Source organism: Lentilactobacillus hilgardii, assembly GCF_009832765.1.
GTDB lineage: Bacteria > Bacillota > Bacilli > Lactobacillales > Lactobacillaceae > Lentilactobacillus > Lentilactobacillus hilgardii.
The window spans coordinates 1,285,675-1,302,058 of the sequence record NZ_CP047121.1 but is presented as its reverse complement, the minus strand read 5'-3'; the positions used below and the strand labels follow the sequence as shown (position 1 = coordinate 1,302,058).

Below are 16,384 nucleotides of genomic sequence, written 5' to 3'. Positions count from 1 at the left end.
ATAATCGATCAGTGGTTTTGTACACGCCACTGAAAAGCAATTTCAATTGTATCATAATTTAGGTAAAATAATCATTAGTAAGGAAGGTGAAGCAGATGAATCTTGATGAATTTTACCGGGCAAGCGCCACCTTGGATTCAAAGTTGACACTACTCATTTCTAAAGGTGAACACTTTATCCCCATCAACCAATTAACCAGAGATGATCATGTGCTTTTCTTAGGATCAGCGTCAAAATCCCAAAGCGGCACTGCTACTATTACTTTAGACCAATTTATGACTCGAACCAGACTGTTGCCTGCACAAACAAATTTACGAACGTCAAATAACCACCAGCTTGTATTTGGGTTTAGAATTGTTAATAAATCAATTGTTTTTTACTAGGGGTCGAAAAAATGAAAAAATATCAAGTATCACTGGCGTTAGGAACAATTCTTATTTTAGGACTAGCTGGTTGTCATGGAAATAAGCAAAGCAACCAACATCAAAACAAAGAAAAAGCAGCTATGAGTGCGAAAATGGCTAACGACGATAGTTCAGCTTCAGAATCAAGCAGTACGAACAGCAGTCTCACCCATTATAAATATAAAGTTCCAAAAAGTGAAAAGCAGAACAGAGATTATGTAGCCGACGGTCATTTAACCAATAAACATCAATTTAGTTATGATCGCTTTGGTACAAAGCAGCAACTGGCAAAAAAAGCCACGCCTTCATCAACATTCAACAGTGATAAAGTGACTTACCGTATACTAAACGTACGAGTATTAAAGAACTCGGCAAAAACCAGTGCCGCAAAGCAAGCAGCTTCTCAAGTACTCAATCTGTCTAGTGTTCCTGATACTTACTATACATTTGTCATTAATTATGAGGTTACCAACCAACAGCAGCAGACAATCGCTTTAAATGGCGTATCTTCTGTTAAAACTAATCAGGGACAGACGCTTCAAACATCCAACCAACTAACGGATTCTTCGGCAGGTAGTCAAATTCCTGCGGGAAAATCCCGCCAATTCGTGATGAACGGTTATCTTTATCATTACGATAAAGATCCAGCATCAAATTTAGCCATCAATTTTGGGCCAATATTTGATACTAAAGGAACTAAAATTGCTTCAGCTCCTTCTCATGCTTTACAAGTGACACTTTCCTAATGATCAATCATGCCCCACAGTAGTCCCATGAGTCATGTTGAGTTGTGATCACTTTAATTATGTGAACAGGCCATACAAAAAGAGGTACGATCAAAAATCAACTTTTTGATCGTACCTCTTTTGATTACAACAATAAACTGATTGAATGTGTGTACATCAACCTGCTTGTAAAATAGTCAAACTCAGCTCGCCGGCATTAACTGATGTGCAATTTCTTTTGCCACAAGATGTGTGTAATGAATATTCCCTTGTGGATTTGGATGAACATTGTCCTGCCAGAACCAATCTGAACGATTAACACTATAACTATGCCAATCAATAACATAAAAGTTTTTATATTTTTTAGCAGCCATGCCAAGCGTAGCGTTGACTTCTGTTTCCCAATTTCTTGTAGGAACATGGGTATTGACCCAGAAGATCCGATGTCCCTTACCAATCGTCTTGACAACTTTGGCGATTTGAGCAGATGTCATTGGTGAATTAGTTCCCAAATTGATTAAAACGTTAGGTGCCAGCTCCCCCCTCTTTTTAAGAGCAGTTAACACGTCCCCTGCTTGCCAAATTTGTCGGCCAACCTTGGCAGAAACATATGCTTGTTTAAAAACCGTTTGCAAATCATGACTATTATCTGCCATAATCGAATCTCCAACAGCCGTCAACGGTTGATGTGAGGCAACTAAATATTGTGCTTTGCTTAAACGATATTTTTTAGCAATCAAATATTGTTTACGGGTTAACTTTTTGGTCATTAAAGCGTGCATTTTGCGTTTATTCTCAGCTAGTTTTTTAGCCTTTTTTTGCTTTGCCAATGCAACTTTGTTATGGGCGTTTGCCTTACTTTGGTTCTTCAAAATATTTTCTTGAAGTATGTTTTTTTGAGCCTTGGTTGGTGCAATCGCGCTTCCGTATAAACAAATACCAATTAACCCTAACGCGGGCAGCATCCACAATCGTTTAAGTCCAAACTGTGAATTTGGTTTGACAAACTCAGTAATTGAACGGCCAAGCTGCTTATAATGATAGTGACGAAGTGGCTTTTCAATATAACGATACGATAGCTCACTAATCACCATAATGAGTACCACTTCAATTAACGCATTTAAAATCGGATGATCTGCGATATCCTGAATTTTCATCTCGTAAAAAATCATTACCGGAAACTGATAGAGATAAATACCATAACTGCGAGTACCAATCCATGCAAATACCGGGTTGGTTAACCACCGATTGATATCGGCCCCCGGATGTGCACATGCAGCAACCAACGTTGTAGAAACAACCGCCATAATAAACATGCCACCGCGATAGGTAAACGTATTTTGCCCGGCAAGTTTAAAGAACATCACTGCCATTACACCAATCGAAAGGATTCCAATGACATTTAACGTCCATCTGGATCCTCCAGAAATATTCTTCCGCAAATGAGTAGATGGCCAGATAATCGCGAGTAGAGCGCCAAATACAATTGAAAACATTCGCGTATCAGTCCCATAATAAACACGGTTCAGTGCATCCGGACCAGTGTATAGAACGCCCATTAACAGTCCCGATATAGCCGCCAAAGCAAGTAAAATATAAGCGATTACCTTTTTTCTTCTAATGATTAAAATCATGGCAATTAAAATCAACGGCCAGATCAGATAATACTGCCCTTCGATTGATAATGACCATAAATGGGTAAATGGTGATTCTCCGTTGAACCTGTCAAAATAACTTTGTCCATGACCGACTTCCCACCAATTATATAAATACAGCATATTAGTAGTAATAATCGACCTTAAATTAGTCAAAAGCGATCGTTCAAAAAGGGTTATGTACGTGCCGGTTCCCACCAGCATAAATACTAAAGCAGGATATAACCGTTTTAATCTCCGGGAATAAAATCCCCAAAAATCAATTTTGCCATTTTGCTCCCACTCTTGTAACAATAAATCCGTAATCAAATAACCCGATACAACGAAGAACGTCGGCACACCAAGATAACCACCTTGGAGGTTATACGGCAATAAATGATAAACAATTACCCCAACCACGGCCAGTGCACGAATGCCATCAAAACCTGTTATATATCGACTCTTCTTAAGTCTTTTCCCAGTTTGTTGTGAGCGAACCTGTTGCATTAAAAATCTTCCCTGTCTTAATTAAATTACTTTAAGCTACATAAGTGAATGAGAAGTCGAGGATAGTGACTGTGTCTCCATCCTTAGCACCGGCTTTCTCAAGTGCACTATCAATTCCCATACCCCTCATTTGGCGTGCGAATCTCAACATACTCTGATCATGTTCAGTATCAGTCATCTTGAACAGTTTTTCAATTTTATCTCCGGAAATAACCCAAGAATCAATTTCTTTATCAAAGGATATCTTAAAGGCCGGAGAATCAGTTTTATCAAAATCGTATTCCTTGGTGTTACTTTCTGTCTCGGGCTGTTCCTGTGCTTGTAAGCGAGTCTGATCCAGAAGAGCGGCGGTTTTATTAATCAGTTCCGATAAACCGGCATGCGTTACTGATGATATAGCCAAAACTTCAGGCAACTCTGTATCCACGGAATGACCTGATGTCAATTTATCCTTAAAAATCTGTAAATTATCTTTGGCATTTGGCAAATCCATCTTAGTTGCGACTACAATTTGCGGCCGTTTTAAGATATCCGGATCATATTCAACTAATTCTTTATTGATTACCAAATAATCATCATAAGGATCTCTGCCTTCAACACCGGACATATCAACAAGGTGTAAAATGACCCGAGTTCTCTCAACGTGTCGTAAGAACTGAAAACCGAGCCCAACACCTTTCGAGGCACCCTCCACTAAGCCTGGTAAATCAGCAACAGCAAAGTCTCTGCCATCATCCAATCTAACCATTCCAAGGTTGGGTACCAGAGTGGTAAAATGATATCCAGCAATTTTTGGTTTCGCACTGGTAATGACTGAAAGTAACGTTGACTTTCCAGCGGATGGGAATCCAACCAAGCCAACGTCAGCCAGTACCCGTAACTCTAAACTCAAAGAAACTGTTTGACCGGGTTCACCATTTTCAGCAATTTCAGGCGCCGGATTTGTCGCACTTGCAAAATGGATATTACCACGACCACCACGACCGCCCTTAGCGACTGTTAATTCCTGATCCGGTTTCAAAAGGTCACCAATAACCTCACCTGTAGTTGTATCGGTTACGGTGGTTCCTTCCGGTACGGGCACAATTAAATTATCGGCACTTTTACCTGTCATCGACTTGTTACCGCCATCGCCGCCATTTTTAGCTTTAAACTTACGATGGTAGCGGAAATCCATCAAAGTATTCATCCCTGAATCAACTTTAAATATGATACTTCCGCCTCGACCACCGTCGCCGCCTGCCGGGCCACCATTAGGAACAAATTTTTCACGCCGAAACGCAACAATACCATTGCCGCCATTTCCGGCTTGTACATCAATTTTTACTTGATCAACAAACATCTTATCACCATTTCAAATTAATTCTTAACTTTAACCCATACAGTTGTTACCTTTTGAAGTATACCGAGTTTATATCAGAAGGTCAAAGGAATCCGCAAAAAAGAACAAAAGATTAAAAGATAACGAATCAATTAATTAATTTTTTATCTTGATAATTAACGACTTTTCTTTCTGCATCAATTTTGCTCAATGAAAACTTAATGGTCTGAGCAACCGTTTCTGAAATTCCCAAAGCCTTCAAATCATCAACAGGTGCTTCGGAAATTTTCTTTAAAGATCCAAACTTTCGCAAAAGTTTATTTCTGGTTTTTGGTCCCACTCCGGCAATTGAGTCCAATCGGGAACCCAAAGAATTTTTAGCATGTACCTTGCGATGATAGGTAATTGCAAAGCGGTGGACTTCATCTTGAATTCGCTGAAGGAGGTAGAATCCTTGACTCTTGGGATCTAAATGAAGTGGCGTATCACTATCGCCAAATAACAAGTCGGCCGTTTGGTGATGCTCGTTTTTAACCATCCCGCCAACTGGAATATCTAACCCAAGTTCATTAACCAAAACATCTTTTACCGCATTCATTTGAATCGTACCGCCATCCATTAATATCAAGTCGGGCATTTGAGCATGTTCTTTTAACAGTCGGGTATAACGTCGCCGAATGACTTCTCTGGTACTGGCTGCTTCGTCGGCGTGGTCAACAGTCTTCAATTTATATTTTCGATATAAATTTTTATTGGGTTGACCGTCAACGAAAACGACCATTGCTGATACCAAATCCGCACCCTGAATGTGAGAATGATCAAAAGCTTCAACCTTGTGACCTTCTGGAATCCCCATCGCATCTGTTAATTCCTTCATCGCACCGGTCGTCTTGCTCTCATCCAATTCCAGCAACCGAAACTTTTCTTCCAGAACAAGCTGCGCATTTTTCCCGGCCATTTCCAACAAATCACGTTTTTGTCCACGTTTGGGCGTTCTTACCGGAACATCATCAACAACCGAGCTAACAACATCGGAAGGCAGGGAGCTGGGCACCAGGATCTCTTTAGGCAGAATTTGATTTTTTTGTTTATAGAATTGTGAAATAAAACTGACCATTTCTTCTTCCGGATCAGTAATAATTGGGAAAAGGCGCTTTTCGCGTTTCATTAATCGGGATTGACGGATAAAGAATACTTGAATGGATAGCCATCCTTTATTCATATAATAATTAAAGATATCTCTAGGTGTATTGTCATGCGAAATAATTTTCTGCTTTTCAACTGTTATCTCAATATACTTAATTAAATCCCGGATTTCAGCCGCCCGTTCATAGGCCATATTCGCCGAAGCATCTTCCATTCGTTTAGCCAACATTTGTTTAGCATGGCCGACATTGCCATTCAGAAACGACTTAATTCGCTTAATTTGACGATCATATACTTCCTCTGGGACTACTTTAAAACAAGCACCGAGGCATTGGCCCATGTGATAATAAAGACATGGTCTATTTTGGAATCCGTTGCAGCGTCGAAGCGGATAAACCTTCTGCAAAAAGTTAACCGTCTCCTCCGCAGCATAGACATTTGGATAAGGGCCAAAATAATAAGCGCCATCTTTTAAAAGCGTATTAACAATTTTAATTTGAGGATCACGTTCATTGGTAATCTTGATATATGGATAACCGCTGTGCCCCTGCTTGAGTTTAATGTTGAAATAAGGACGATGCTTTTGAATGAGTGTAATTTCTAGTAAAAACGCTTCTTTATCAGTTGAAGTAATAATTGTTTCAAAATCAGCAATTTCTGAAACCAGTCTTGCAGTTTTGCCTTCATGACTACTCTTAAAATATGAGCGAACACGATTTTTTAAATTTTTAGCTTTCCCAACATAAATAATTTTACCGTTGATATCCTTCATCAGATAACATCCCGGAAGTCCTGGTAATAAAGATAATTTATGTTCTAAATACTCGCTTGCCAAAAAATGTCCACTCCTTTCTTAATACTCAACATAAGAGTATAACTCGAATGTACGTTTGCTTCAATTATTAAATACCGAATCCTGTCACTCTCAAAAGGAATCATATCACAACCATGTTGATTGAAAAAGCCGCACCACTCCGATATCAAAAGTGATGCGGCTTTCATATTCAAATGTAACAATCACATTACTTTATTGTTTGTCCATTAATAAAACGACTTGATCGCGAAAAAAGCTATTTAGCTTCAATAATTTTACCAATAAAATCTTTGGCCCGCTCATTTTGTGGATTATCAAACATTTCGCTAGGGGAACTTTTTTCCAGAATATAGCCATCTGCCATAAACCATACTTGATTGGCAACAGATTTAGCAAATCCCATTTCATGAGTAACAACCACCATTGTCATCCCTTCATTAGCCAATTCCTGCATGACTTCCAGAACCTCACCAACCATTTCAGGATCCAATGCACTGGTCGGTTCATCGAAAAGCATCACTTCAGGGTTCATTGCCAACGCCCGTGCAATCGCAACACGCTGCTGCTGACCACCCGATAGGCTGCTTGGATAAGCTTCCGCTTTAGACTGCAGTCCAACTCGGTCTAACAAATGCATGGCCGTCTTTTTAGCTTCATCCTCCGTCATATGCTTCACTCGCATCGGTGCTAACATCAAATTTTTCAGCACCGTCATATTAGGGAATAAATTAAAGCTCTGAAAAACCATTCCCATTCGTTCACGTAAATCCAACAACTGCTTACCATCAACATGGGTTAAATCCGTACCATCAAATTTAACCTCTCCGGAAGTGGGCTTTTCAAGGAGATTCAGGCAACGTAAAAAAGTACTTTTACCGGCACCGGAAGGACCGATCACACAAATCACCTGACCGGATTTCACTGTACCATTAATATCTTTTAAAATCGTATTTTCACCAAATTTTTTATTTAAATGATTAACTTCAATTACAGCTTTATCCTGCATGTTTCATCTTCCCTTCGTAGTGATTCAATAATCTTGTTAATAAGAATGTCATTAGGAAGTAAAGGACCATCGCTACGAATATCGGCATAACACCACGATACGTGTCGGCACGGACAATATTCAATTGATAAATAAGATCGGTAACCCCGATAATGGAGACGATTGAACTTTCCTTAATGAGCGAAATAAATTCATTCCCCAATGCCGGCCAAATATTTTTAAACGCTTGAGGTAAAATGACGTATCGCATCATATCACCTTTAGTTAATCCCAAACTTTCCGCTGCTTCTGTTTGACCTTTACCAACAGAATTAATGCCACCTCGAATGATTTCGGCAACATAAGCACCACTATTCAGCGAAACGGCAATCATTCCTGAAATCAAAGCCGGAATATTAATGATCACGCCAATTCCGAAATAGACAAACATCACTTGAACCATCAAAGGCGTTCCTCGAATAAATTCAGTGTAGCTGATTGCAAGCCCGCGCAACCACCTCTGTCTGCTGAAACGCATTAAAGCTAAAACTACTCCGATCAAAACACCAAAGAATGTTGAAACTAACGAAATCAGGATTGTGTACTCAACACCACTGGCAAAATACTTCCAGTAATGAAACATTGATGTATTAACGGTGTTAACTTTCATATACTTCCCTGCGCTAGCTAAGTATTTGTCTGTTAAATGTTTCTTTTTGATCTGGACAATACTCTTATTAACGGCATTCACCAAACTTGTAGAGCCCTTTTTAAAGGCAATTGCAGCGCCAATATCATTTTTATTGAGGTGATATCCAGAAGGAATCATCTTAAGACTTGGATCATTTTTGACATAAGCTTCTGCACTTGGCTTTTCAATTCCCAAAGCATCAATTTTGTTAGTCTTAAGTGCCAAAACCAAATCGGTGGATTTATCCATTCCTTTAACTGTAGCTCCGGGAATCCGTTTCTTTGCCAAACCATACTGTAACGTTCCTGTTTGGGCACCAATTTTACCACCACGCAAGTTCTTCACGCTTTTATATTTATTTACATCTTTTGAATTAATCAGGAAGCTTTGACCTCCCGAATAATAAATGTCCGAAAAATCAACACTTTGACGACGCTCATTGGTTGGATTAATCCCACCAATGGCCATATCGGCTTTTCCGGTTTGGATTGCCACTAACAGTGAATCAAAATTCATACTTTTAATGACTAATTTTACGCCTAAATCTTTAGCCACTTTTTTGGCAACGTCAATATCCATTCCAACAATTCGGCTTTTGCCGCCCTTATTCACTTGGAATTCATAGGGTGGATAATCCGGACTGGTTACCATAATCAATTCGCCTCTTTGCTTAACTCTTTGAAGTGAATTGTCCGCAGCCGACGCACTATTAGTCTGAATGGCACTAACAGTCAGTAAGGTCACAAAAACGAGCATCATTTGAATAATTGCTTTAAGCTTTTTCATCAACTTTCCCTCTCTCAAACAGATAATACAGAATATACTACCTCATTTTTATTGTTTATGCAATAAAAATTGAAAATTAGTCGTTTTTATTCATATTATGTTCGATATAATGCATATATGCAAAATTAACCAATAAAAGTGACTTTCCTGTTTAATTTTGATATGATTATCACGAAAAGAGATAAGGAGATGAACTAAATGGCACTCAAGATTAATCGACAGGACGACCTGGACGCCATCTTCGGCAAATTTGCTGAAATGAATCTCGACGATGATAAGCGGGACAAGTTTTTGAAGCATAAGAAAAACGATAAAGATAAGAAGCAGAAAAACGAGAAACGACCAGAAAAAAAGTAATATCCTTTATCCATTAGAGGATTCATCGATTATCCACTTCATTATAAAAACGACTGATGACAATTTTCCACTATTGTCATCAGTCGTTTTTTTATTCTGCATTAATGATAATGTGACCCAATAGTTAATTTTTGAAAGACCCTATTAAAACAAACCAGCAGAGGTTTTCTAATCTACGAATCGCTTAATTCCTGCTTGGCATTTTTAATTTGGATTCTTACTTGGTCAAAACCGGTTCCACCTAACGAATGGCGACGCTCTACAGCCACCTCTGACTTAAGGTCATGGTAAACATCTGCTTCAATTTTAGGGGATGCTTCTTTCAACTCTTCAAGCGACATATCTTGAAGGTTTTTGTGCGTTTGAAGCCCCTTAAGCACTAACTGCCCCACAATACCGTGGGCTTCACGAAACGGTACACCCTTGGCAGCAAGATAGTCAGCTAATTCAGTAGCATTTGAAAAATCATTTTCAGTCGCATGCTTCATACGTTCAACGTTTGGTTTGGCAGTCTTAAGCATCCCGTTAAAGACCTTTAATGAAGGCAGGAGCGTCTTAACCGTATCAAAGACACCCTCTTTGTCTTCTTGGAGGTCTTTATTGTACGCAAGTGGCAATGACTTCATAGTGGCTAACAGTCCCATTAAATGCCCATACACACGGCCACTCTTTCCACGAATAAGTTCTGCCATATCAGGATTCTTCTTTTGCGGCATGATTGAGCTACCGGTTGTATAGGCATCACTCAACTCAAGATACTTAAATTCGTGGCTTACCCACATACTGATTTCTTCACAAAAACGTGATAAATGAAGCATCAAAATCGAACTATTACTTAAAAACTCCAATGCAAAATCTCGATCAGAAACAGCGTCCAGAGAATTTGCATATACTTGTCCGAATCCAAGCTCTTTAGCTGTGTATTCCCGATCGATCGGAAAAGTCGTACCAGCCAATGCAGCCGCTCCTAAAGGCATCATATCCGTATGCTTCATGTTAAATTCAAAGCGTTCTTTATCCCGCTTCAGCATTTGATAATAAGCCATTAAATAATGACCGTAAGAAATTGGTTGTGCGTGTTGAAGATGCGTGTACCCTGGCATAATTGTTTCAACGTTTTGTGCCGCCATTGATACCAGCGTTTTTTGAAGCGTTGTAATTTCATCGATGATCCTTGGTAAACGATTTTTGACATATAAATGAAAATCCGTCGCTACTTGATCATTTCGTGAACGAGCCATATGGAGCTTTCCGGCAACCGGCCCAATTTTCTCAGTTAAGAGTGCCTCAATATTCATATGAATATCTTCATTCTCAACTGTAAAGGTGAGCTTACCTTCGTGTAACTCCTGTCGAAGTTCTTCCAGACCAGCCACGATTTGATCCACATCTTTACTATTAAGAATTTTTGTATAAGTCAACATCTTGACATGAGCCAATGACCCTTCGATATCTTCATCAGCCATTTGTTGATCAAACGAAATCGATGCACCGAACTCATCAACCCATTTTGATGCCTGCTCCTGAAAACGACCACCCCAAAGCTTCTTTGTACTCATTATTTCTTTGCTCCCATTTGAGAAGAGTAATTTCCTTGAATAGTAACCTTGTCTTCGGCGTGTGACTCAGTGACTGCTTTTACAAATTGGGACTGCTTATTTTTAAGTTGAACTTGTGAATAAACCTGTGTTGGAAGGCCCCAAAGCTTAATGAATCCTTTGGCAGCTTCTTGATCAAATGAATCTGATGCCGTATAAGTTGCCAAGTCCTTGTCGTAAAGTGAGGAACCCGATTTACGACCGAGAATTGTGACATTTCCTTTAAATAATTGTGCTTTAATAACACCGCTAACGACTTCTTGTGACTTGTCAATAAAGGCATTTAAAGCATCCATCAAAGGAGAGAACCAAAGTGCATTATAGACCAGCTCGCTCAATTGTTTCTCTACCGTTGGTTTAAAATGAGCCAAGTCACGTTCGAAAGTTAGATCTTCAAGCTCTTTATGTGCTTTAAGAAGAACAGTTGCGGCCGGGGCTTCATAAACCTCGCGAGACTTGATACCCACCAAACGATTTTCAATGTGGTCGATTCGGCCGATTCCATGCTCGCCAGCAATAGTATTTAATTGCTGGATAATTTCTGAGAATTTCATCGGTTGACCATTTAGCTCAGTTGGAAGTCCCTTAACAAAGGTTAAATCAACAACTGCGGGTTTGTCAGGTGTATCCTCCAATGCATTTGTAATGGCAAACGCATCTTCCGGCGCACTATGCCATGGATCCTCCAAGACACCGGCTTCATTGGCCCGTCCCCAAATATTTGCATCAATTGAATATGGTGAATCCAAATCAATTGGAATTGGAATATTATGTTTCTTTGCATATTCAATTTCCTGTTCACGAGACCAGTGCCAGTCACGTACCGGGCTTAGAACCTCAAGCTGTGGATCCAAACTGTGAATTGCAACTTCAAAACGTACTTGATCATTCCCCTTACCAGTACAGCCATGAGCAACTGCTTGGGCATGTTCTTGATGAGCAAGGTCAACCAATGCCTTTGAAATAAGTGGACGTGACAATGCTGAAATCAACGGATAAGCCCCTTCATACATTGCATTAGCCTTTAACGCAACAGACGCATAATGGTCTGCGAAGTCGTCCAAAGCATCGATAACATATGCTTCGACAGCCCCAACATTAAGTGCCTTTTGCTTAATAAAGTTAAGATCCTTACCTTCACCAACATTTATACAACAAGCGACAACGTCGTAACCTTTATCGTTTAACCAAGGAATAGCAACGGATGTGTCCAGACCACCTGAATAAGCTAAAATTACTTTTTTATTTTCTGTCATTTATAAATACCTCGAATTTCTTAATTATCAATTAGTAATGAGGTTAACACCGATATTCATTAATTGCAACCATTTTTGCGTTTTATTCATTATTTTTCTAAATATTAAGTTTAATATGCATTTTGGCGCGTATCTTGTACACTGATAACCTTTTCAAATCAGACGCTTACTTAGAAAACGATAAGAATTTAATCACATAACAACCGAAATTCTTTGTAAACAAAAACAAGTAGATTAGGTCAAAATACAGGCTGACCTAATCTACTTATTTAAAGCATCTTATTTTTTTATTTATAATTATTACAGATTAACTTGATTCAGGCCACCCTTTGATGACGGGTAGCGTTGCTTCAATCGCTTAATATTCTCAGAAGCAATTTGGTCAAAAGGAATATCAGCCCATTCAGCAATTTGCGAGAGATACCACAAAACATCTCCCAATTCTTTTGTCAGTTGGCCTTTATCTAATTTTGTACTTTGAAAAGTATATTTTCGGACAAGGTCAGCAACTTCACCTGATTCCCCTGTTAGCCCCAAAACACAGTTAGTAAGGACCTGCTCTTTCCCCATCAAAGTACGATTGGCAGCCATTTGATAATCATCAAAATTCATTGATGCATTCTCCCTTCAATCCATTGCCAGATTTCTGTCTTTCCTTGTTTGGTTAATGCAGAAAAAGAAATCAGTTTTTCATTGGCATCCAAATTAAGTGTTTTTCGAATCAAGGACTCTTGTTTGTTCCATTTGCCTTTGGCAATCTTATCCATCTTGGTGGCCACTGTCAGAATTTCAATACCGTAGTATTTCAACCATTCATGCATGGATACATCGTCATTGGTTGGCGCATGACGACCATCAACCAGCGTAATGACCCCTCGCAATTGTTCTCTTTCCGTTAAATACTTCTCAATCATTTTACCCCATTTTTCACGATTAGCCTTCGACGTTTTAGCATAACCATATCCTGGCACGTCAACGAAGAAAAGTTTATCCTCGATATTGTAAAAATTAAGTGTCTGCGTCTTCCCCGGCTGACTGGAAGTTCGTGCATATCCTTTTCGATTAATTAACACATTTGTTAAAGAAGATTTCCCAACATTGGAGCGTCCGACAAATGCAATTTCTGGAAACCGCGTATTCGGGTACTGCTTTGCCTCCACTGCACTAATCGTTAAATCGACGTTTTGTACGTCCATTAGATCACCGTTCCTTTCCTTTCAAATAATGCAAAATCTCATTTTAGACAAAAAAAGAGCCTGACGGTAAACTGATTAAAGTTTACATCAGACCCCCTTTAATTACGATGCCTTTTTCAGAACAAGTTGCGGCTCTGTATGATTTGTAACGGTTTCTGGTGTAATAATCACCTTAGAAACATCGTTTCTGCTTGGTAAATCAAACATAATATCACGCATAACATCTTCGATAATTGAACGGAGCCCACGGGCACCTGTATTTCGAGAAATCGCAAGTTGTGCCATCTTTTGCAAAGCAGCTGGTTGAAATTCAAGTTCGGCACCATCTAGCTCAATCAATTTTTGATATTGCTTAACAAGTGCATTTTTTGGTTCAGTTAAAATTCTAACCAAATCATGTTCATCCAACTTATCTAAAGCTGTCAGGATTGGGAGTCGGCCAATAAATTCAGGAATTAACCCAAATTTCAACATATCCTCTGGAATAACTGACTGCATAATATTCTTTGAATTGACATATTTAGCTTCATCAGAATCTGTGCCGAACCCAATTGTTTTATCACCAAGTCGGCTCTTAACAATTCCTTCAATCCCATCAAACGCACCACCAACAATGAACAAAATGTTGGTTGTATCAATTTGAATGAATTCTTGTTGCGGATGCTTACGACCACCCTGAGGCGGTACATTTGCAATCGTGCCTTCAAGAATTTTTAATAATGCTTGTTGAACACCCTCACCGGAAACATCTCGTGTAATTGATACGTTCTCCGATTTCTTTGCAATCTTATCAATTTCATCGATGTAAATAATGCCCTTTTCAGCTTTATCAACATCATAGTCTGCATTTTGCAATAATTTCAAAAGAATGTTTTCAACATCCTCACCAACATAACCGGCTTCCGTCAAAGTCGTTGCATCGGCAATTGCAAATGGGACATTTAAAATTTTAGCTAGTGTCTGGGCTAAATAGGTTTTACCAGAACCCGTTGGTCCGATGACACAAATGTTACTCTTCTGTAATTCCAAGTCATCATTTGGATCGCTAATCATTTCATTTACCCGCTTATAATGATTATAAACGGCTACAGCCAAAGTACGTTTGGCGTTTCCTTGGCCAATCACAAACTCATTTAGTTTGTCCAAGATTTGTGCAGGTGTCAACACCTTCAATAAATCTTCTGAAGTTTTCTCTGGTGCTAGTTCTTCATCAATGATCTCTTTACACAAATCGATACATTCATTACAAATGTAAACGCCTGGACCAGCAACAATCTTTTTTACCTGATCTTGAGTTTTACCACAAAAAGAACAGGTAATTGGTCCATTTGATTCGTTATCTTCGAACAATATATTCACTCCTCCATTAGAGTTGGAAGTTAATTCTGGTCAAACAATGGAGACCAAGAATAAAACCGACCACAGTAAAAATTAGCCCTATTCACTCTCCAACTATACGTAACTTTAACATATAATAGTCAAATTGCAATTAGAAGGGTTCACTTCAAAAAAAGACCCGTTATTAAAACGGATCTTTTAAAGAAAAGACGTTTACTTTTCCGAACTATCTTTTTTATCTGTATCAGATTTTTCTTCTTTAGCTTTAGCATCCTGTTTCGAAGAATCAACGATCAAGTCAATAGCCTTCTTGATACCAATATCATGCTTGAGCATGTCATCAGTCAAAGCACTGCGAACAGCGTCTTCTTTCATGCCATATTGTGAGGCAAGATCCTTCACTTCAGCTTTGAGATCATCCTCGGTTGGATTAATCTTTTCTGCATCCACAATTGCTTCCAGAACAAGATTGGTCTTAACACGACGCTCAGCACCATCAGAAAATTGTTTCTTCAAATCTTCCGGCTTTGTACCAGTCAATTGGAAATACATCTGCTGATTAATCCCTTGTTGTTGCATACCTGCAAGGTATTGATCCATTTGTCGTTGAATATCTTCATCAAGCATGGCTTGTGGGATATCCTTAACTTCTGAATTGTCAACAGCTTGGTTAATAGCAGCATCTTCAATTGCTTCACGAGCTTCATTTTTCTTTTGAGTCTTAAGATCGTCTTTAATCTTTTCTTTTAACTCATCAAGTGAATCTACGTCTTCATCGACATCTTTAGCAAAATCGTCGTCTAATTTAGGCAATTCCTTTGTTTTTACTTCGTGAATAGTAGTCTTAAAGATCGCGTCTTTACCTTGAAGATCCTTTGCTTGATAATCATCAGGGAATGTTACCTTAACGTCAACTTCATCACCAGCTTTATGGCCAACTAATTGGTCTTCAAAGCCTGGAATAAACGAATTTGATCCAAGTTCCAAGGAATGGTTTTTAGCACTGCCACCATCAAATGGCTTGCCATCAACAGTTCCGTCAAAGTCGATCACAACCGTATCGCCTTTTTCAGCAGCTTTACCTTCTTTAAGAACTAGTTCTGCTTCGTTTTGACGTTTCTTTTCAAGTTCTGCGTCAATATCCTTTTGGTAAACTCGGGTATTTTGCTTTGGTACACTTAATCCTTGGTAGTTACCAAGTTTTACTTCCGGCTTAACAGTCACATTAGCCTTAATAACCCATGGTTTGCCCTTTTCCATTGATTCAACGTCAATCTTTGGTTGGTCAACTGGCTCAATTTTTGCTTCGTCAACAGCCTTTGAATATTCGTCTGGCAATAGAATGTTTAAAGCATCCTCATACAATGCTTCCTCGCCATACATTTGGTTAAAAATGGCACGAGGTACTTTTCCTTTACGGAATCCAGGAACCCGAATACTGTTTTTGTTTTTCTTAAATGCACGGTCTAAACCGCTTTTGATAGAATCAGTACCAATTTCGAAAGTTAATTCACCATCGTTGGTACCCTTCTTTTCCCATTTTGCAGACATCTTTTTTCCTCCGAGACGACAAACATATTTTTTTACAATTCATAATTGCATAACATTGTTATTTTAACGTATTAA

The 16,384-nt window shown here is 39.0% G+C and carries 14 protein-coding genes; 3 read left to right on the top strand and 11 right to left on the bottom strand.

What is annotated here, in order from left to right:
- The first annotated feature begins 95 nt into the window (after nt 1–95).
- Both GQR93_RS06015 and GQR93_RS06010 read left to right on the top strand, forming a co-directional pair.
- Nucleotides 96–383 (top strand): hypothetical protein, encoded by a 288-nt coding sequence (locus GQR93_RS06015; protein ID WP_003555301.1) that lies wholly within the window; start codon nt 96–98, stop codon nt 381–383.
- 11 nt (nt 384–394) lie between these two features.
- A complete protein-coding gene (locus tag GQR93_RS06010; RefSeq protein WP_003555299.1) occupies nt 395–1,150 on the top strand; it encodes a hypothetical protein in 756 nt (251 codons plus the stop codon).
- 182 nt (nt 1,151–1,332) lie between these two features.
- Here GQR93_RS06010 and GQR93_RS06005 read toward each other — a convergent pair whose 3' ends face one another.
- The 5 genes from GQR93_RS06005 to GQR93_RS05980 form a co-directional block, all read right to left on the bottom strand.
- On the bottom strand, nt 1,333–3,270 hold the full coding sequence (locus tag GQR93_RS06005; protein WP_003555297.1) for an acyltransferase family protein: 1,938 nt from the start codon (nt 3,268–3,270) through the stop codon (nt 1,333–1,335).
- Between the two features lie 31 nt (nt 3,271–3,301).
- The gene (obgE, locus tag GQR93_RS06000; protein ID WP_003555295.1) at nt 3,302–4,612 is read right to left on the bottom strand and encodes a GTPase ObgE; all 1,311 of its coding nucleotides are present in this window, start codon (nt 4,610–4,612) and stop codon (nt 3,302–3,304) included.
- Nucleotides 4,613–4,739: 127 nt separating this feature from the next.
- Nucleotides 4,740–6,572 (bottom strand): excinuclease ABC subunit UvrC, encoded by a 1,833-nt coding sequence (uvrC, locus tag GQR93_RS05995; protein WP_035444957.1) that lies wholly within the window; start codon nt 6,570–6,572, stop codon nt 4,740–4,742.
- 235 nt (nt 6,573–6,807) lie between these two features.
- Nucleotides 6,808–7,557 carry an amino acid ABC transporter ATP-binding protein gene (locus GQR93_RS05985; protein ID WP_003555289.1) on the bottom strand — a complete coding sequence of 250 codons (750 nt, stop codon included), beginning with the start codon at nt 7,555–7,557 and terminating at the stop codon, nt 6,808–6,810.
- On the bottom strand, nt 7,547–9,013 hold the full coding sequence (locus GQR93_RS05980; RefSeq protein WP_003555287.1) for an ABC transporter substrate-binding protein/permease: 1,467 nt from the start codon (nt 9,011–9,013) through the stop codon (nt 7,547–7,549). The genes GQR93_RS05985 and GQR93_RS05980 overlap by 11 nt, the downstream gene beginning before the upstream one ends.
- A gap of 198 nt (nt 9,014–9,211) precedes the next feature.
- Between GQR93_RS05980 and GQR93_RS15265 the strand changes: the two genes are divergently transcribed.
- Entirely contained in the window at nt 9,212–9,370 is a 159-nt protein-coding gene (locus tag GQR93_RS15265) for an SPJ_0845 family protein (RefSeq protein WP_003555285.1), read from the top strand.
- 173 nt (nt 9,371–9,543) lie between these two features.
- Here GQR93_RS15265 and argH read toward each other — a convergent pair whose 3' ends face one another.
- The 6 genes from argH to tig all read right to left on the bottom strand — a co-directional run bounded on the left by argH (nt 9,544) and on the right by tig (nt 16,309).
- On the bottom strand, nt 9,544–10,929 hold the full coding sequence (argH, locus tag GQR93_RS05975; RefSeq protein WP_159298721.1) for an argininosuccinate lyase: 1,386 nt from the start codon (nt 10,927–10,929) through the stop codon (nt 9,544–9,546).
- On the bottom strand, nt 10,929–12,224 hold the full coding sequence (locus tag GQR93_RS05970) for an argininosuccinate synthase (protein WP_003555281.1): 1,296 nt from the start codon (nt 12,222–12,224) through the stop codon (nt 10,929–10,931). The genes argH and GQR93_RS05970 overlap by 1 nt, the downstream gene beginning before the upstream one ends.
- Nucleotides 12,225–12,524: 300 nt before the next feature.
- On the bottom strand, nt 12,525–12,836 hold the full coding sequence (locus GQR93_RS05965) for a nucleoside triphosphate pyrophosphohydrolase family protein (RefSeq protein WP_003555279.1): 312 nt from the start codon (nt 12,834–12,836) through the stop codon (nt 12,525–12,527).
- Nucleotides 12,833–13,420, bottom strand: a complete 588-nt coding sequence (gene yihA / locus GQR93_RS05960; RefSeq protein ID WP_003555277.1) for a ribosome biogenesis GTP-binding protein YihA/YsxC — start codon at nt 13,418–13,420, stop codon at nt 12,833–12,835. The genes GQR93_RS05965 and yihA overlap by 4 nt, the downstream gene beginning before the upstream one ends.
- A 102-nt stretch (nt 13,421–13,522) precedes the next feature.
- Nucleotides 13,523–14,770 carry an ATP-dependent Clp protease ATP-binding subunit ClpX gene (gene clpX / locus GQR93_RS05955; protein ID WP_035444955.1) on the bottom strand — a complete coding sequence of 416 codons (1,248 nt, stop codon included), beginning with the start codon at nt 14,768–14,770 and terminating at the stop codon, nt 13,523–13,525.
- A gap of 201 nt (nt 14,771–14,971) precedes the next feature.
- A complete protein-coding gene (tig, locus tag GQR93_RS05950; protein ID WP_003555273.1) occupies nt 14,972–16,309 on the bottom strand; it encodes a trigger factor in 1,338 nt (445 codons plus the stop codon).
- Between the last annotated feature and the right edge of the window lie 75 nt (nt 16,310–16,384).

What these genes read in the sequence shown, in the direction of transcription:
- GQR93_RS06015 (WP_003555301.1), top strand. Translation starts at nt 96, where the DNA reads ATGAATCTTGATGAATTTTACCGGGCAAGCGCCACCTTGGATTCAAAG.
- GQR93_RS06010 (WP_003555299.1), top strand. Translation starts at nt 395, where the DNA reads ATGAAAAAATATCAAGTATCACTGGCGTTAGGAACAATTCTTATTTTA.
- GQR93_RS06005 (WP_003555297.1), bottom strand. Translation starts at nt 3,270, where the DNA reads ATGCAACAGGTTCGCTCACAACAAACTGGGAAAAGACTTAAGAAGAGT.
- obgE (WP_003555295.1), bottom strand. Translation starts at nt 4,612, where the DNA reads ATGTTTGTTGATCAAGTAAAAATTGATGTACAAGCCGGAAATGGCGGC.
- GQR93_RS05985 (WP_003555289.1), bottom strand. Translation starts at nt 7,557, where the DNA reads ATGCAGGATAAAGCTGTAATTGAAGTTAATCATTTAAATAAAAAATTT.
- GQR93_RS05980 (WP_003555287.1), bottom strand. Translation starts at nt 9,013, where the DNA reads ATGAAAAAGCTTAAAGCAATTATTCAAATGATGCTCGTTTTTGTGACC.
- GQR93_RS15265 (WP_003555285.1), top strand. Translation starts at nt 9,212, where the DNA reads ATGGCACTCAAGATTAATCGACAGGACGACCTGGACGCCATCTTCGGC.
- argH (WP_159298721.1), bottom strand. Translation starts at nt 10,929, where the DNA reads ATGAGTACAAAGAAGCTTTGGGGTGGTCGTTTTCAGGAGCAGGCATCA.
- GQR93_RS05970 (WP_003555281.1), bottom strand. Translation starts at nt 12,224, where the DNA reads ATGACAGAAAATAAAAAAGTAATTTTAGCTTATTCAGGTGGTCTGGAC.
- GQR93_RS05965 (WP_003555279.1), bottom strand. Translation starts at nt 12,836, where the DNA reads ATGAATTTTGATGATTATCAAATGGCTGCCAATCGTACTTTGATGGGG.
- yihA (WP_003555277.1), bottom strand. Translation starts at nt 13,420, where the DNA reads ATGGACGTACAAAACGTCGATTTAACGATTAGTGCAGTGGAGGCAAAG.
- tig (WP_003555273.1), bottom strand. Translation starts at nt 16,309, where the DNA reads ATGTCTGCAAAATGGGAAAAGAAGGGTACCAACGATGGTGAATTAACT.